Genomic DNA, 15,212 nt, shown 5'->3' with positions numbered 1-15,212 from the left:
AAAATCGAGGTGATCGTTCTATGCCAACCCGTATACACATCGCCGCCTATACCCTGGTCCTATCAAGTTTCTTGCTAGTACCGATACTGTCCGGTTGCAGCCAGACGGTAGAAGCGCCTTCCCTTTCGACCCTGCCGGGCGCTGCTTCTTCCGCTGCTCAGTCTTCAGATGCCGACAGTCCTCAAAAATCGTATACCGCCGCACAATCCGGCAATATTCCTGTTACGAATGCGATCGCTGACGAGGAGCACCCCAAATCAGCTACAGCCGGCACCCAGTCCGATTCGGCAGCTGATAGCAACGCCGATGCCGCAGATTCGTCCGTCGGTCAAATCGAAGCGCTATGGGATCCGGATAATCCCCAACTACATAACATTGCACTGGCAGAAACCGAAGAAGCGCTTGATCTCAAGGTCGGCGAACCACTTGATGAATATGTCCTCCAGGATGAGGAAGAATCATTGTCCGTACGTGAATATGACGGCTTTGCCATTGGTCTGAGCGAGAACGATACGGTGCAATATGTCGAGGTATTCGCTCGCGCCGTATCTCCTGGATTAAGCGGTCTGCGCATCGGCGACCAGGCTGAGGCGGCGCTTAAGCTGCTCGGCAAGCCGACGACGCAAACCGCGAACGTTCTTACCTACAAGGCCGGCAGCACGCTGTTGAAGCTCGATCTGGATCCGGAATCGGACAGTATTCTGTCCATGAAGCTGTTCTATGACAATTCGCGCGCTTAATCCCATCACCTCAACCCCAATTCCACCCTTTCCTTACCAAACGTTAACTTACGCACACGTCCGATAACTTGTCATGCCTGTCCGTACTCCAACATACCTATGGATATAGACTATAAGAAGCTGGAGTCGGAAAGGCAGGACGAGCAGGATGAGAAGAACCGGAGTCGTCATACAAATCGCTTTCACTTATATGGGGACAATAGTCGGAGCTGGTTTCGCAACCGGTCAAGAAATATTGCAATTCTTCACCCGATTCGGCTATTGGGGAGCAGCCTTGATCGTTGTCTCCACCATGATGTTCATCTGGCTGGGCACCAAAATGATGCTGATCGCTCATGATGTATCGGCCAGATCCTATGAAGATGTGAACAAAGTTTTGTTCGGTGAGCGCTTTGGCCAATGGGTGAGCCGCTTTATGCTGGTCGTCCTTTTTGGCGTTACGGCCGTCATGCTTGCAGGAGCTGGCTCCATCTTCAATGAACATTGGAACATCTCTTATCAAACCGGGCTGCTCATTACGCTGGTGGCTTGTTTCTTGCTGCTGCGCAAAGGCATGAACGCGATTCTGACCGTCAACTCCATTGTCGTGCCCGCGATGCTCATCTTCACCGTTCTCATTATCATCGATACGCTGCGCGTTCCCGGCTCCGACCGGTGGCTGATCCTCTCTTCGGATTTGTCCCCGCTCGCCGCTTGGACTTCCCCCTTCTTGTACACTGCCTTCAATCTCTCGATGTCTCAGGCTGTCCTCGTACCGCTCGGGGCCGGCACCAAGGATCGAAAAGCCATCATCTACGGTTCGTGGGCCGGCGGCATCGGAATTGGCTTCATGCTCTTGGTCGGCCATATTGCCTTGTCAGTCTATATGCCAGGCATTCAGCAGTTCGCGATTCCGATGGGCGCGATTGCCCGGGAGCTCGGCAGCAGCGTGCAATGGATCTATATCTTCCTGATCTTCTCCGAGATCTTCACGACCTTGATCGCGAATATCTATGGATTGGCGCTGCAGATCGTCGAATCGGTGAAATTGTCCAAAAGCATGGTCATTCTGTTGATTCTCATCATCTGCTATCTGCTAAGCCAAATCGGGTTCGGCCCCTTGTTATCAACGCTGTACCCGCTGTTCGGCTTGATCAGTCTCGGCTGGCTGGTTTTGCTGATGAAATTCCGCAAATCTTGAGCTGCAAGCTCACAGCTTCGCTGATGCGAATGGCTGCGCTATGCCAGCGTAATTAACTTCGCAGCAGGAAGCTTCTCCATGATCCGATCCCGTACATGGTCATGGCAGGTCAATAAGATAATCTGCCTGCCCGCTGACATTTCCCTTACTACATCTATGGCATTGTCGAGCCGCGAACGGTCAAAGTTGACGAATAGATCATCCAGAATCATAGGCAAACCGACGGTAGCAGCCGCTTCGTCCGCAAGCGCGAACCTCATGGCCAGATAAACCTGTTCAGCCGTCCCGCGGCTGAGGTGAATACTATCGATCCGCAGATGATCGGAAGTCTCCAGGATGATGGATTGCTCTTCCGACAGCAATCCGATTCTCGAATACTTACCGCCTGACAACAGCTGAATCCAGCGGGAGGCTTGACGGAGGACAGCCGGTTGGCGTTGCTCTTCCATCGTCTGCTTGGTGCGCTTTATTAAGGTCAGCGCGGCCGAGCCGATAATATAGCGCGTTATCATATCGTCCAGCGAGGCAAGCGCTTGCTCACGGTCATCGGTTAGTTTGCGTTTCTGCTCATCCTTGATCAGTTGGGCTAACTCAAGCCGGTAACGTCCCAGCTTCTCCATCCGCGTCCGTTCTTGCTGCTGCTCTGAACGCGAGTGTTCCTCGCACTCGTCTCGTCGGTTGGCAAGCTCGGCATAACTATAGCGCTTATACCATATCCCAAGCTCCGCCAGTTGCTCTTGCGAATGTCCCGCGCCGATCTCGACCTCCAAGCGGTGCATCTCGCGTTCCACTTCCCGCAGCCGGTTCGCCCCATCCATGGCTTGATGGAACTCCAACTCGCTTCCTGCTTGTGCGGCTGAGAGCCACTCCTCCCGCTGCTGCAGCGACGCTGTGTATTGGCGATCCAGCAATTGTGATTGGCTATCCCATTCTTCAATCTGCTGGCGCACAAGGTCGGCTTCGCGGCTTGCAGCGGCAGAACGCCCCGCTTCGACATGTAACAGATGCAGAACGGTCACCGCATCCTTACCCGCTTGTTCTACCTCGACTCCGGAATAAGCAGCGATGTCGCCGACTGCATCCTCAAACTCAATAATCTGCTGTTCGATCGCGGATCGTTTGCGTTCAAGCCGATCGGCAGCCAGCTGTCTGGCGCGTGCTTGTTCAATCATCTCCATTGTTTCAAGCGTTCCTTCCGGAGATAAATCCTCATCCAGTTCCCAATGACGCAGCCGCTGCTGCCAAGTGAAGTTCAGCGCCGCTTCGCGTTCCTCGACCTGCCACAGGTTCGCCTTCACCTCATTTGCCTGTTCACGCAACCGGATTGCTCTGCCTTCAAGCTCTTCATAGCGCTCACGTTGGCGCATCTCGTATCGCAGTTCACTTTGCCTAGCGTCAACGGCCGCAACCAACCGCTCCCGGACGAATAACCGCTGTTCCTGCGTGCCTGCTGCGGCGATTTCTGCCATCCCTTGGTTCATGGACTCGACTGCATGGTTCCGCTCGGATGGACGTCCTCGCGAACCGCGGCTCCGCGACGGCAAAGTCACAAAAGAGGCCGCTGCTTCCATCTCCGAGGACGCATGTTCATTTCGTCTCTGTGCATGGAATAAAGCGTTGATGAGCGGATCTGGATCCGCAACGAGCGCCCCCAACGCTGAGGTGAGACGCGTTCTGGCAGCGCTCGGGTTCGAGGCGACATTCAGCTGCCGACCATCACTCGGCGGGCTAGACTTGGATGTTCGTGACCCGAGATGTCTCCAGGCGGCAATTACCGCCGAGATTACTCCCGCAGCACCGGTTATCGTCGCAGCAAGGCCCTGATCCGCGACAACCAATCCCAGGCTAAGAAAAATGAATGCCGACGCAGCCAGCCAGAGGCGGATCGAAGCAGTTTTGCCGGCAACGGATCCTATCTCCGGCTTGGCCTCCTGACGCTGATCGGTCCGAACCTGCTCCACCTCCCACTCCCTCCATGCATCCTCGAATGCGCGGTATGCTGAGGTGAGCGACTCTACCGTTAGCGGCAGCAGCTCAAACTCCGCATGGACCTTCTGGCCCTTTTGTTGCTGCAGCGAATCCATCTGCTGTTCCAGCTCCCGCAGTTGGGGCGCTAAGCTTCGCAGCTCCGCAGCGCCGGTTTCTTGCGCTTTGGTCAGCTGAAGCAGCTCTTCCCGCCACTTGCGAACTGCTTCCCGATCCGCCACCGTCATCTGGCATGCCGCCACTTGCTCCGGCGTCCAGCCAGGGCCAATACGTTGAATGACCTGCAGGCTTCGTTCCAGCTGTTCCTCCAGGTCGGCCGTGAGCTCTTGCCGTTCGAATCGGAGGTTCTGAATATGCTCGGCTGACAAGACCAGGCGGCCAAGCTCATCATAACGGTCCAGCAAGGCTTCCTCATAGGCAAGTCCTGCCAGCTTGTGCTCAGCTTTCAGTTTCGCGGCTTGGCTGTGCAGGAGTTCGGCATGCAGACGTTCATGTTCGGCTACGTGAGCGTCCCACCTGCCACGAAGATCCTCGGGTAACGCAGACCAACGTTCAAGCGTACGATACTCCAGGCGAAGCGCTTCGAGTTTCAGCCAAGATGGATGCAGCTCGCAAGCCCTCGCGAGTAGGGCAGCCTCAGCCTTTCGTTCAGGCAGCATTAGTTCCGCCTGTTGCTGCTCCTGTTCGAGACTGGAGATCGTATCCAATAAAGCGCGATACCGTTCGATTCCATCCTCCAGACTTCTTAGCTCCGCTTCAAGCTCCTCTAACCTCTTGAGTGTCCTGTTCATCGGATGCGTACTTCCGCGCGGCCGGAATAGAGAATCCAGCTGGGCAGCGAGCTGCTTCTCGGTCTGCGCGACCGCCGCACCGCCGTTCCAGCTGGCATGATATAGCTGTTTGCCGAGCTCATCGCCTTCCAGCATACCGATCGCTGCAAGCTCGGAGAGCGTGATGGAGAACAACTGACGGTAGACGCGCTCATTCAATCCGCCAAGATACTGCCTTTCCCATTCCTCCTGGGTGAGGAGCTCGGTCGTCATCGCCTGTTCGCCGTCGTATTCAGTTGCCTGCCTTCTTAACGTAATCTTGCCGGATTGGGAAGCATAGCGTTCAAGGACGTAATGACTGCCAGTCCCCTGCGCGAAAAACAGTCTGCCGCCATGCTTGCCGCCGTTCACCGGTTCCTGCCGTTCTGCCGGATTCGCCCTCGTCGCAAACCCGTATAGCATACTCCGGATATAGGAGAGCAGCGTACTCTTCCCCGCTTCATTCGGCCCGTAGATAACGACGACCTGATCATTCAGCTCGCACTTAAAATCGTGCCACTTGCCAAAACCGTCAATATGTATGCCCGTCCACTTCATGACCGCTGTTCCTCCTTCGAGGATTGTTCGCGGTCCGTTTGCCGCTGATCATCGGCAAGCATGCCGCAGGCCATCTCCCCGGCCGTATTCAGCAGCTGGGCAAGCTGTTCCTCGGAATAACCGCGTACAAGGCGACGCAGCCTTGCATTCGACATCAGCGGCGCTGTTGCTTCATCCAGCACTTGTTGGCGCAGTTCATGGTGTTGTGACAGATCAAGCAGCATTCGGTACACCTCGCCGGCAAAGCTGTCTTCTTCCGCCAAAGTCTCGAGTTGAAGCTCTGCGCCTGTACGGACTTCCAATGAAGTCACCCATACCCAATCTCCGGCGGTCCCTCTGTCCGAATCGTAGGCTAATTGTTCCCTCAGACCTTCTAAGAGTTCCTTGCCGAACGTCGCCTCCATCAGCTTCGCATGTAAACCGCTTCGTCCGACGAGTCGGACACGTATCATTAACCGGCAGCCTGCATGCTCCATGACAGCAGCGCCGATCGCCGCCTCCATTGCATCGAGGAGCCCCTGTTCCGACTTCTGGCCTGTAAGATCGACGCTCACCGTCTCGAATCGGACGGTATCCAGCGGGATAAAAGCCAACTGCGTCTGCTGCTGCGGTGTGACGTCAACCAGATAGCAGCCTTTCGCGCCGGTCTCTTTGGCATGGCGCCCTTGCGTATTCCCTGAATAGACCACATAAGGGTCCTGATGCATGATATGGCGGTTATGGATATGCCCCAGCGCCCAATAATGGAATCCGGAGCCGACGAGCTCGGTTAGCGAGCAAGGCGAATACGGATCATGCGAAGCATCTCCGTCCACATTCGCATGCAGCAGACCGATTTGATAGGTCTCATTGCCGAGCGCCTGATAACGCTTGGCTAAATTCTCGGAAACTGCCCGATTCGCATAGGAAATCCCGTGGACATATGCGGCAAGCTCGCCTGTTCGCGTATAAGCCGGCTTAACGGTTACCTCGTCGGCACCGTAAATATGCACATTAGGCGGCCATGCCAGATTCGCTCGCGAACCGGACAGATGGTCGTGATTCCCATGGATGACAAATAGCTGCACGCCATATGCGTGCAGCCTCTCCCATTCGCGCTGCAGCGTCAGCTGCGCCCGCAGCGAACGATCCGCGCCGTCATATAAATCGCCGGCGATCACGACAAAGTCGACCTGATGCGCGATCGCCGCTTCGGTGAGCTTCTTGGCAGACTCGATAGTCGCATCGGCAAGCGCCTCCCTTACATAATCGGGCGCTTCCGATAACCCTCGGAATGGACTGTCAATATGCAGATCGGCAGCGTGTATAAATCGGAATCGTATACCCACACGCGAGCACCTCCTGCACGTTATGATTCTGGTTTCAATTCAACATAGACTTGCTTCAGCTGCGAGATGACGCGCTGCAGCGAATAAACCTTCTTCGCCTTATTCCAGGCATGGCGAGCCATGTTGTAACGGAATACGGGGTCGGTAATAACCTTCTCGAGCGCCTCGCTCAGCGCAGCCGGATCTTCAGGCGGTACGAGCAAGCCGTTAACCCCGTCGTCGATCTGCTCTGCAATGCCGCCTACATTCGTCCCGATCAGCGCAAGCCAGCAGAGCGCCGCCTCGGCGAATACCGAACCGAATGCCTCCGCCCGGGACGGCAGGACGAACACATCGAAGAACGGCATGAACTCTTCCGGATGAAGCATATAGCCATAAAAAATAATATCATCGTATAAGTCCAGCTGCAGCGCAAGCTGCTCCAGTTCGGGGCGGATCGGCCCGTCACCAATGATATGCAGCACGAAAGGATGTCCCTTCCGCTTCAAATCCGCACAGGCATGCAGCAGAATATCAAGTCCTTTGGCAGGAACAAGGCGGCATACGGTAATTAGTTGAACGACCTCGTTCTCATGGGAGATCGGCTTGAATCGCTTCTCGTCGAATCCGTTCGGTATGACCTTAATTCGATCCACATCTTCCATATACGGCTTCAGATATTGCCGGAACGAATCGGATACGGTCAGAATCTTGTCTGCCTTCACTTCCAGCTCCCGGTAGATCGAGGTTAGAAACCGATGTTCCGGGCTGCCTTCTTCAATCTTGCCGTTCAAGATCAACTCCCGCTCATAACTGGAGTGGATCGTCATGGCCAGCGGCGTATCTGGATACAGCTGCTTCATGACTAGTCCGGCAATCGGATGATGCGCATGGATAAGGTCGAATCGCTTCGTCATTCTCAGCTTCGTCCACCAGACGTAATCCTTATAAGTCTGCAAATACTTATCCACGATCGGATGCCCTTCGAACGCCTTGGGATCAAACGTCTCAAACACAATCTCTTCCTGACCTTTGCCGCGCACGCGCTTGGGCAAAGAGAACAGCTCCATCGGCCAGCCGATCTTGTTGAATCGTTCTTGAATGTAAGGGATCATCGATGAGACCCCGCCGGGCTGCTCTGGTGGAAAAAACAGCGCTTGTAATATCCGCATACGCGTCCTCCTAAACGACAGATGGTTTGCCACCTGCCTCAAACATGATATAATAGAACATATGTTTCTGTAAAGCTAGCTTATGATGTTAGCGAATACTAGATTGGGAGATACCACCATGACTACTTTGCAATGGCTCGCCGGCCATGCTGGACGAACCTTCGCGACCGGAGGCGTCATGACGCTGGTCATGATGATGCTCTTCATGGCCATCCGCCTGCACCGGATGTATCGGCGCAACGGAATCTATCGGCTGCTGATCGGGGTTCTGCCCGTAATACTGATCCAACAGGGCATGCTGCTCGCCCAGCACACATCAAGCTTGTCTTCCTACCCTGATCTGCAGCTCATACAATCGCTATTAGGCCTGCTCTCATTCATCATTATAAACTTTGTGTTCATGAAATTGTATACTCAGCCGTCTTCCAGATTAAAACGGCAGCCCTTCATCCTGCTCGGAATCGGCATGTTCCTGGCAGCCGGGTTCGGATTGCTGCTCAATCCAACCTCTCTTGCGGCGGATAGCAGTCCCGAATGGCACCCGACGCTTATACTCGATCTGTATGGCATTGCCGTCATTCTCGCCATACTGTTGAACAGCCGGGGCATCGAGCAGCGGCTCAACTATTCCGCGAGCCTGATCGTCTATTTTTTCTACCATCTGACCGGGTTAGCCGAACGCTATGTGTTCGAGGGCTCGTCGCCATTCGTCCTTATGCTGAGCCAATGGTTGCCTGTCATCTATTATACGCTGCTCTTCCTTCTCTTGTTCGAATGGGTCGTGGAGCGACTGATGACAACCTTCCATTCATCGATTACGGATGGCTTAACTTCGCTGTATAATAGGCGGCATTTCAACAAGAAAGCCGAGCAGGCACTTCGTGAGATCGGACGAATTGGCATTATCTTTTGCGATATCGACAATTTCAAGCGGCTTAACGATACGCATGGCCACCACAAAGCAGACGGCGTCTTGAAACAAGTAGCCGAGATTCTGAAGGAAGAGACTAGCGGAATCGGCATCGCCGGCAGATACGGCGGCGAGGAATTGCTCGCCCTGGTGGTCGGTGAAGAGACGAAGCCCGAAACTGTCGCCGAAGCGATCCGAGCCAGGATCGAGAAGGAAACGATCGTCACCGTCAGCATCGGCGTCTGCAGCGGCTTGCAAGACACATCTGTGGAAGAGATCGTCAAACGAGCCGATGAAGCGATGTACCAATCCAAGACGACCGGCAAGAATAAAGTAACGCAGCACCACGCTTCCGCGAAGACACGCTCCAAGACGAAAGCATCCGCGAAATCTTCGGCTGAGAGCCACAAACTTTAGCTCAAGCGTCAGCATCTTTAAGTAAGACTGACATAGCCAAAAAGCCGCAGACACAGGGTCTGCGGCTTTTTGGCATACAACGATCATTAATCTGGAATGAAACGCACAGATCGCCATCATAGACGCTGCTGCTCGCTGTTTCACCTTATTTATCTCGATTTGTATGGAACAGGGTCAGTCTGTCCCGCCTCGGCAAACCCCTTCAAGCGAAGACGGCAGCTGTCGCATTCGCCGCAGGCCTCTTCTTCCCCATTGTAGCAAGAGGTTGTGAGCTCATAAGGAACGCCCATTCGCGTGCCTTCACGAACGATATCCGCCTTGGACAGCAGGATCAACGGGGTCTCGATGGTGATCGGCTTGCCTTCTACGCCGACTTTGGTCGCAAGCGCCATGACCTCTTGCACTTTATCGATAAACTCCGGACGACAATCCGGGTACCCGCTATAATCGAGCGCATTCACGCCGATATAGATCGCTTCTGCACCAACTGCTTCTGCGTAGGAGGTTGCGATGGACAGGAACATCAGATTGCGGCCGGGCACATAGGTGATCGGAATTTCGCTCTCTTCGATCTCCCCTTGCACATCTACTTTGGGTACCGCTATGTTATCATCGGTCAACGCGCTGCCGCCAAACTCGCGCAAAAAGCCGAGTTTGATCTCTTTGAATCGTTCGGCAACCCCGTAGAATTCCGCGACTTTACGCGCATTCGTAAGCTCGATGCGATGGCGCTGGCCGTAATCGAATGTAATCGGGTATAGTTCATAGCCTGATTCGCGTGCGAATCCCATGCACGTAGTGCTGTCCAGGCCGCCGCTTAGTATAATGACCGCTTTCTTCGCTTGTGATGTCATCCTAAATGTCACTCCTCACTTAAACGCCCCGCTTGGCAGGGTCCCAAATAATCTTGTGCAGCTGCATATTCAACTTAATGCCCGGCCTGCCGGCTGCCAGGATTTTCTCTACAAGCTTCGCTGGCGGCATGCTCTCCCATACCGGCGAGAACAGCGGCACGGCAGCTGTCGGATATTTGTCCAGCACCTCTAACGCGGCTTCAAAATCGCGGTCGGAAGCAATGACAAACTTCACTTCATCCTGCGGCCGAAGGAGCGCAAAATTGTCGTGCAGCATCGCATCGTTCTCCCCGGAGTCGGGCAGCTTATAGTCCATGACGTATCTGGCCTTGGGTGAAGCGATGCTGTTAAGGAACGGTGCCAAATCAATCGCGCCATTCGTCTCCACATGCACATCGGTAATGCGCTCGATCGCACATAATGCTTCAAGCAGCGCGCCGGATCGTGTGCCGTAGAGCAGCGGCTCTCCGCCAGTCATACAGATATGGGTGGCTTTATAATCCTGTTCCACCTTCTGCACGATCTCGCCGATCGTCATCGTGAATTCCGCTTCAGCCGGCGGATAGCTGTACTTCGTATCGCACCACACACAGCGCAGGTTGCAGCCGAATAAACGCACAAAAACGGTCGGATAGCCAGCGCGGGTCCCCTCGCCTTCGACCGTTTCGAATATTTCGACCATCGGCAGACGAATCGTACGCGGGTCCTTCGTCTCTTGCCGAATTTTAGCTTGCGTCATCTTCCGCCTCCATGAGCGCCCGGGTCACCGCAGCATAGCTGGTTGGCGTCTCCCACAGCCGCGCTTCCTCCAGCCGTACATTCGGAGCATAGCCTTCCTCGCGAAGGGCTGTGTCTACCTGCTCATAGATCCATACGACCATATTCTCGGCAGTCGTGTTCATCGGCGGGAGTACCTCATTCAAGTAACGGTGATCCAATCGGTCGATCACCCGTTCTTTGGCAATCCGCTTTATATCGGAGAAATCAATGGCGAGCCCGCGATGATCCGTCTTACCGGACATGACAAGCTGCAGCTTGTACGTATGGCCGTGCATGCTCTTGCATTTTCCGTCATATAAGTGCAGATGATGCGCGCTGTCGAACGTAAATTCTTTGGACACGAGCACCCGTCGATTATGATAGCGCAATTCATGAGCTTGAATGTCAGTGCCAAGCTGTTGAATATGCTTCGGTATTTCGTATGTCACGTTAATCACACCTCGTCCATCCTAGGAAGTAGGCTCATTATAGCATGGTTCATCGCGTCAGGGCTACCCGCAACCATTACCTGCTCTTCCTCCTGCCCGGTCTGATTCATAACCGCTCCGATAATCGGGCATAGTAATACAGCTGTGCATGCACTCAATTTGACACTCGGAGGGTTGAAACATGAAAAGGCAAATTGCAGCTGCTTTACTAGCAACCAGTCTCCTTCTTGTACCCGTGACAGCCTCTGCAACATCCGCGACTGATACGGGAGCTAACCGCAATACGCAAACGTATGGTACCGATAATGCGCATAGGCTCAACACCTATGACACGGGCGCGAACTATTATCGTATCAATGCTGCCCAAGACGATGACGGCACCGATTGGGGATGGCTAGGTCTACTTGGTCTGTTAGGACTCGCCGGGATGCGGGGACGTAACCGGGATCGAGATCGGGAGCGCGCTTAACTCCTTATTAACCGCAACAAACGTTAAAAGCCCTTGACCGAATTGGTCAAGGGCTTCCTTCGCAAGCAATGAAAATTAGATCCGTAGCCGGCCGCTCATTATCGTCACAGCTTGTCCAAGCAACGTAACGTTCTCACCATCAACCCGAACACGAAGTTCGCCTCCTCGCGGAGATGCCTGATAAGCGAGAAATTCGTTCTTCCTCAGTCGTTTCTCCCAGTAGGAGGCCAACAGGCAGTGAGCCGATCCGGTTACAGGATCTTCATCGATCCCGATCGATGGGAGGAATACGCGCGATACGAAATCATACGGGCTTCCAAGCTGACTTGCGCCGCGGCTCGTCACGATAACGGCTTGGACAGGCAGCTGAGCGATGAGCGCTAGATCCGGTACCAAGGTTCGAACGGTTGTCTCGCTGTCGACCTCTACCATATAACCCATTCGACTAAGCGATACATAACGTGGAATAAGGCCTAAAGCTTGAATCAGCTCTTCCGGCGCTACCGCCGGCTCTCCTCGCTCAATCGGAAAATGGAGCGTGATCCCCTCGTCCGAATACCGTGCGGTTAACAGACCGCTTCTTGTGTGGAACCTGCCTTCGACTTGCCGATCAAGAAGCCCGTGCTCCCATACGAAATGTGCGGAGGCCAATGTGGCGTGTCCGCAAAGATCCACTTCGGTAGAAGGCGTGAACCAACGGAGACTATATCCGTCCTCACGCTTTACTAGAAAGGCGGTCTCCGACAGATTCATCTCTTGCGCGACAGCTTGCATCCAATCATCCGGCCGTTCTTCCTCCAACAGACAAACAGCGGCCGGATTTCCTTTGAACGGATCGGACGCAAACGCATCGATGATGGCCATTAATGCTGACATCGGCGCTTTCCCTCCTTGCATTATTCGCTCACATTCAGTGCGGTTGGTTGTACCGCTTGTTTGGTCCGTTTGCGCCGATTCACGACGACTATGCCCAGACTGACAAGCAATAGAGCGACCAAGACGACCGCATGCAGCTTCTCGGACAATAGGATTGCCGATTGGATGACGCCGAAGACAGGGATGAGGAACAGGTACATCGAGACGCTGCCGACACGATTGTATTTCATGACATTGTTCCACAGCATGAAGCCCGCCGCCGACACGATCGCCAAGTGAAGCAACATAAACGCCGAAGCCACATGAAAGTGAAAAGGCGCGATGCCGGTCTGCCACGCCGAAATCAGCAGCAGCACGACGCCGCCAATGAGCATTTGATAGCCATTAATATAGGATACGCTGTACAGTCCGGCACCTTTGCGCGACAGCAGATTAGCTGCGGCCGAGCAGAAGGCGGACAGAATAAGCAGAATCTCACCAAGCGAGAAAATAAATCCGCCTGAAGCCGAATTCGATAAACCCAGCACCAGTAAGCCTGTAAAACCGATCAACAAACCTGTCGTCTTGGTACCGTTCAGCTTGTCATCCGGGTAGACGATATGCGCCAATACGATCTGGAAGAACGAGATCGTTCCGGCGATAACCGCGCCAACGATCCCTTGGCTCATCGCCATCCCCGCATAGAAGAACGTGTACTGCAACACCGTCTGCAATACGGCGATCGGCATCAATGTTCGCATACTGCCTCGCTGATAACCGAGCGACTCCCGGCGAACGAGCATAAAAAGAAGAATGAGCAGCCCTGCCAGCGTAAATCGGTAGCCGGCAAACAAAAGCTGCTCGAACGTATCATTACGGCCTATCTGAAGCTCGTAATAGCTCCATTTGATAAAAGGATAAGCGCTGCCCCACAGCAAGGTTGCCAAGCCGGAGGCGGCTAATACACCCAGAGGGGGCCGATAAAACTGAGCTGCTGTCATAATCGTAAAAGTCTTACTCCTTCAGTTTATCTTCTATTGGGATAAGCAGGTCAACGGGCTCTTCCTCCAAATGCTCATCGATGTAAAAAATCTCGAGCGACACGGCATTGTCCCGTTTGACCAAACGCTGGTCGTTCATCCATGCAAACAAGGTCTCGTACCCTTCCCCGATCCGTTTGTTCGTACATCGTACCATAGCGTACGTTCGCTCCGGTATGGTGAATTGCACCATCCCTTCGGGGACCGTTGACATGTGGGCTACCTCGTAGCAAGCCCAGTACGTCGCGAACACCTCATTGCCGAAATACGGACTGTGCATCGCCGTCGAGAGCACTTCGCCGTTAATCTCATGCCTGCGGGAAAGGAAATCGCTCTGTAATCGAATGGCTTCATCCGGAAACGTTGAATAAGGTCCGCAGTAGCTGATTCCGACCAAGTTGATGGCGGGCTTAGTTACCACTGCACAATTGTTCATCGCGATAGACCTCCCTGAGCGTTGTAAGCGAGCACGCTGGCCGGCAAGCAGCCATCTTGCGAATGCTTCACCCGACTTTAAGTGTACCATGAGATGCAGCCGCGCGGGTAACATTTTCTGGAACTACATATATGCCCGCCGGTTACGAAACGAATGCGAATCGCCCCATAGATTTACAGTTCAATCCGCTCGTAATGCTCGACCACCGGGAACGGATCGTAATAGTGATGAAGCAGCTTCCGCCACTGCTGATACTGCTCCGACTGGCGGAAGCCTATCTCGTGATCCTCCAAGGTCTCCCACCAGACCAGCAAGATATATTGACCCTCCTGCTCGAGACATCGCTGCAGCTCATGCTTGATATAACCTTTCATCGAGGAAATAATGGCGGAAGCCTGCTTGAACGTGGGAACGAAGGTAGCCACCAATTCGGGCCTCACCTTCAGGATTGCAACTTCTAGTATCATCGTGTGCCTCGCTTATTGGTTAGACTTGTCCGTAATAGAGCTCGGTCGTATAGTGGAACGGCACCCGTCCCTCTGTCTGATGCTGGTCGAACAATCCGTACAGCTCGCGGATAAATGGTTCATAGTGCGACGTGCCCGGACTTGGCGTATAGGAAGATGAGGCAGCGCGGCCAAGCAGTTGTTCACGCGATATGAACTGCTCGTGCGGGAATTCAACCTTGTTGTACACTCGTTCGCGGAAAAATCGCCGAAAGTCGTCATCCGTCAGCTTCATGTGACCGACATCCTTATAATCCGGCGCGTATCGATGCAGTAACGCCTCATACTCAACTGCGAACGGCGAGCCAATCGTATCGCGTTTGTTCCAGACGAGCGCGACCGCTCCATCCGGCTTCACAATCCGTTGGAATTCCCGTTTCGTCAACTCCGCATCGAACCAATGGAACGCTTGCGCGCAAAAGATGGCAGACACGGACGAGTCGGGCAAGGTTGAATGCTCGGCCGAGCCATCCACGGATTGATAGCGGCCCTTGCGCACGTTCACCGCTTCGGCCTCCGCGGCCTGACGCATCTTCTCATTCGGCTCTACGCCGTACACCGTAAGGCCTCGTGCCAAGAGCAGCCGCGTGAAGATCCCTGTTCCCGAACCGATATCCGCGATCGGCGTCTCAGGCGCCAATCGGAACTGATCGATGACATAATCGATTAATGGGTCCGGATACGTCGGCCTGAATTTGACATAATCGTCGACTCGGTTGGAAAACCGGCTTTTGCTATCCATTTGCGTCCTCCTCCTTACCGCTC

At 54.1% G+C, this 15,212-nt stretch carries 15 protein-coding genes; 4 read left to right on the top strand and 11 right to left on the bottom strand.

What is annotated here, in order from left to right; all coding sequences use genetic code 11:
* Positions 1–20 precede the first annotated feature (20 nt).
* Positions 21–740, top strand: coding sequence for a hypothetical protein (locus tag FHS18_RS10165; RefSeq protein WP_183599614.1), 720 nt, complete (start codon positions 21–23; stop codon positions 738–740).
* 148 nt (positions 741–888) lie between these two features.
* Positions 889–1,920, top strand: a complete 1,032-nt coding sequence (locus FHS18_RS10160; protein WP_183599612.1) for a YkvI family membrane protein — start codon at positions 889–891, stop codon at positions 1,918–1,920.
* Positions 1,921–1,958: 38 nt separating this feature from the next.
* Here FHS18_RS10160 and FHS18_RS10155 read toward each other — a convergent pair whose 3' ends face one another.
* The 3 genes from FHS18_RS10155 to FHS18_RS10145 are packed head-to-tail and all read right to left on the bottom strand — an operon-like array spanning position 1,959 to position 7,752.
* On the bottom strand, positions 1,959–5,273 hold the full coding sequence (locus FHS18_RS10155) for an AAA family ATPase (RefSeq protein WP_183599610.1): 3,315 nt from the start codon (positions 5,271–5,273) through the stop codon (positions 1,959–1,961).
* Entirely contained in the window at positions 5,270–6,601 is a 1,332-nt protein-coding gene (locus tag FHS18_RS10150; protein WP_183599608.1) for a metallophosphoesterase, read from the bottom strand. Before FHS18_RS10150 ends, FHS18_RS10155 begins: the two co-directional genes overlap by 4 nt.
* Positions 6,602–6,621: 20 nt before the next feature.
* A complete protein-coding gene (locus tag FHS18_RS10145) occupies positions 6,622–7,752 on the bottom strand; it encodes a glycosyltransferase family 4 protein (protein ID WP_183599606.1) in 1,131 nt (376 codons plus the stop codon).
* Between the two features lie 118 nt (positions 7,753–7,870).
* Here FHS18_RS10145 and FHS18_RS10140 point away from each other — a divergent pair, with 118 nt between their 5' ends.
* Positions 7,871–9,079, top strand: coding sequence for a GGDEF domain-containing protein (locus FHS18_RS10140; protein ID WP_183599604.1), 1,209 nt, complete (start codon positions 7,871–7,873; stop codon positions 9,077–9,079).
* Positions 9,080–9,228: 149 nt separating this feature from the next.
* Here the strand turns inward: FHS18_RS10140 and queC are convergent, their stop codons facing one another.
* Genes queC through queD form a run of 3 tightly spaced genes read right to left on the bottom strand, consistent with a single transcriptional unit; the run spans position 9,229 to position 11,141 of the window.
* Positions 9,229–9,933, bottom strand: a complete 705-nt coding sequence (gene queC, locus FHS18_RS10135) for a 7-cyano-7-deazaguanine synthase QueC (protein ID WP_183599602.1) — start codon at positions 9,931–9,933, stop codon at positions 9,229–9,231.
* Between the two features lie 19 nt (positions 9,934–9,952).
* Positions 9,953–10,672 carry a 7-carboxy-7-deazaguanine synthase QueE gene (locus FHS18_RS10130; protein ID WP_183599600.1) on the bottom strand — a complete coding sequence of 240 codons (720 nt, stop codon included), beginning with the start codon at positions 10,670–10,672 and terminating at the stop codon, positions 9,953–9,955.
* On the bottom strand, positions 10,659–11,141 hold the full coding sequence (gene queD / locus FHS18_RS10125; RefSeq protein WP_183599703.1) for a 6-carboxytetrahydropterin synthase QueD: 483 nt from the start codon (positions 11,139–11,141) through the stop codon (positions 10,659–10,661). Before queD ends, FHS18_RS10130 begins: the two co-directional genes overlap by 14 nt.
* 181 nt (positions 11,142–11,322) lie before the next feature.
* On the opposite strand from queD, the gene FHS18_RS10120 reads away from it, so the two are divergent.
* Complete coding sequence (locus FHS18_RS10120) at positions 11,323–11,610, top strand: WGxxGxxG family protein (RefSeq protein ID WP_183599598.1); 288 nt, start codon at positions 11,323–11,325, stop codon at positions 11,608–11,610.
* A 75-nt stretch (positions 11,611–11,685) separates the two neighbouring features.
* On the opposite strand, the gene FHS18_RS10115 is transcribed toward FHS18_RS10120, so the two are convergent.
* The 5 genes from FHS18_RS10115 to FHS18_RS10095 all read right to left on the bottom strand — a co-directional run bounded on the left by FHS18_RS10115 (position 11,686) and on the right by FHS18_RS10095 (position 15,189).
* Positions 11,686–12,486, bottom strand: a complete 801-nt coding sequence (locus FHS18_RS10115; protein WP_183599596.1) for a PhzF family phenazine biosynthesis protein — start codon at positions 12,484–12,486, stop codon at positions 11,686–11,688.
* A 20-nt stretch (positions 12,487–12,506) separates the two neighbouring features.
* Positions 12,507–13,466 carry a DMT family transporter gene (locus FHS18_RS10110; RefSeq protein ID WP_183599594.1) on the bottom strand — a complete coding sequence of 320 codons (960 nt, stop codon included), beginning with the start codon at positions 13,464–13,466 and terminating at the stop codon, positions 12,507–12,509.
* Between the two features lie 13 nt (positions 13,467–13,479).
* On the bottom strand, positions 13,480–13,941 hold the full coding sequence (locus tag FHS18_RS10105) for a GyrI-like domain-containing protein (RefSeq protein WP_183599592.1): 462 nt from the start codon (positions 13,939–13,941) through the stop codon (positions 13,480–13,482).
* Positions 13,942–14,114: 173 nt separating this feature from the next.
* Complete coding sequence (locus FHS18_RS10100) at positions 14,115–14,408, bottom strand: antibiotic biosynthesis monooxygenase family protein (protein ID WP_183599590.1); 294 nt, start codon at positions 14,406–14,408, stop codon at positions 14,115–14,117.
* A 19-nt stretch (positions 14,409–14,427) separates the two neighbouring features.
* On the bottom strand, positions 14,428–15,189 hold the full coding sequence (locus FHS18_RS10095) for a class I SAM-dependent methyltransferase (RefSeq protein ID WP_183599588.1): 762 nt from the start codon (positions 15,187–15,189) through the stop codon (positions 14,428–14,430).
* Positions 15,190–15,212: the final 23 nt, after the last annotated feature.

The organism is Paenibacillus phyllosphaerae (genome assembly GCF_014192105.1).
In the GTDB taxonomy this organism is placed as follows: Bacteria; Bacillota; Bacilli; order Paenibacillales; family Paenibacillaceae; genus Paenibacillus_Z; species Paenibacillus_Z phyllosphaerae.
The sequence above is the reverse complement of the archived record's forward strand: the minus strand, read 5'-3'. Positions and strand labels throughout refer to the sequence as shown.

Coding starts and splice junctions, on each gene's coding strand:
- FHS18_RS10155 (WP_183599610.1), bottom strand. CDS start 5,273: ATGAAGTGGACGGGCATACATATTGACGGTTTTGGCAAGTGGCACGAT.
- FHS18_RS10095 (WP_183599588.1), bottom strand. CDS start 15,189: ATGGATAGCAAAAGCCGGTTTTCCAACCGAGTCGACGATTATGTCAAA.
- FHS18_RS10105 (WP_183599592.1), bottom strand. CDS start 13,941: ATGAACAATTGTGCAGTGGTAACTAAGCCCGCCATCAACTTGGTCGGA.
- FHS18_RS10100 (WP_183599590.1), bottom strand. CDS start 14,408: ATGATACTAGAAGTTGCAATCCTGAAGGTGAGGCCCGAATTGGTGGCT.
- FHS18_RS10120 (WP_183599598.1), top strand. CDS start 11,323: ATGAAAAGGCAAATTGCAGCTGCTTTACTAGCAACCAGTCTCCTTCTT.
- FHS18_RS10160 (WP_183599612.1), top strand. CDS start 889: ATGAGAAGAACCGGAGTCGTCATACAAATCGCTTTCACTTATATGGGG.
- FHS18_RS10145 (WP_183599606.1), bottom strand. CDS start 7,752: ATGCGGATATTACAAGCGCTGTTTTTTCCACCAGAGCAGCCCGGCGGG.
- FHS18_RS10165 (WP_183599614.1), top strand. CDS start 21: ATGCCAACCCGTATACACATCGCCGCCTATACCCTGGTCCTATCAAGT.
- FHS18_RS10110 (WP_183599594.1), bottom strand. CDS start 13,466: ATGACAGCAGCTCAGTTTTATCGGCCCCCTCTGGGTGTATTAGCCGCC.
- FHS18_RS10115 (WP_183599596.1), bottom strand. CDS start 12,486: ATGTCAGCATTAATGGCCATCATCGATGCGTTTGCGTCCGATCCGTTC.
- FHS18_RS10140 (WP_183599604.1), top strand. CDS start 7,871: ATGACTACTTTGCAATGGCTCGCCGGCCATGCTGGACGAACCTTCGCG.
- FHS18_RS10130 (WP_183599600.1), bottom strand. CDS start 10,672: ATGACGCAAGCTAAAATTCGGCAAGAGACGAAGGACCCGCGTACGATT.
- queC (WP_183599602.1), bottom strand. CDS start 9,933: ATGACATCACAAGCGAAGAAAGCGGTCATTATACTAAGCGGCGGCCTG.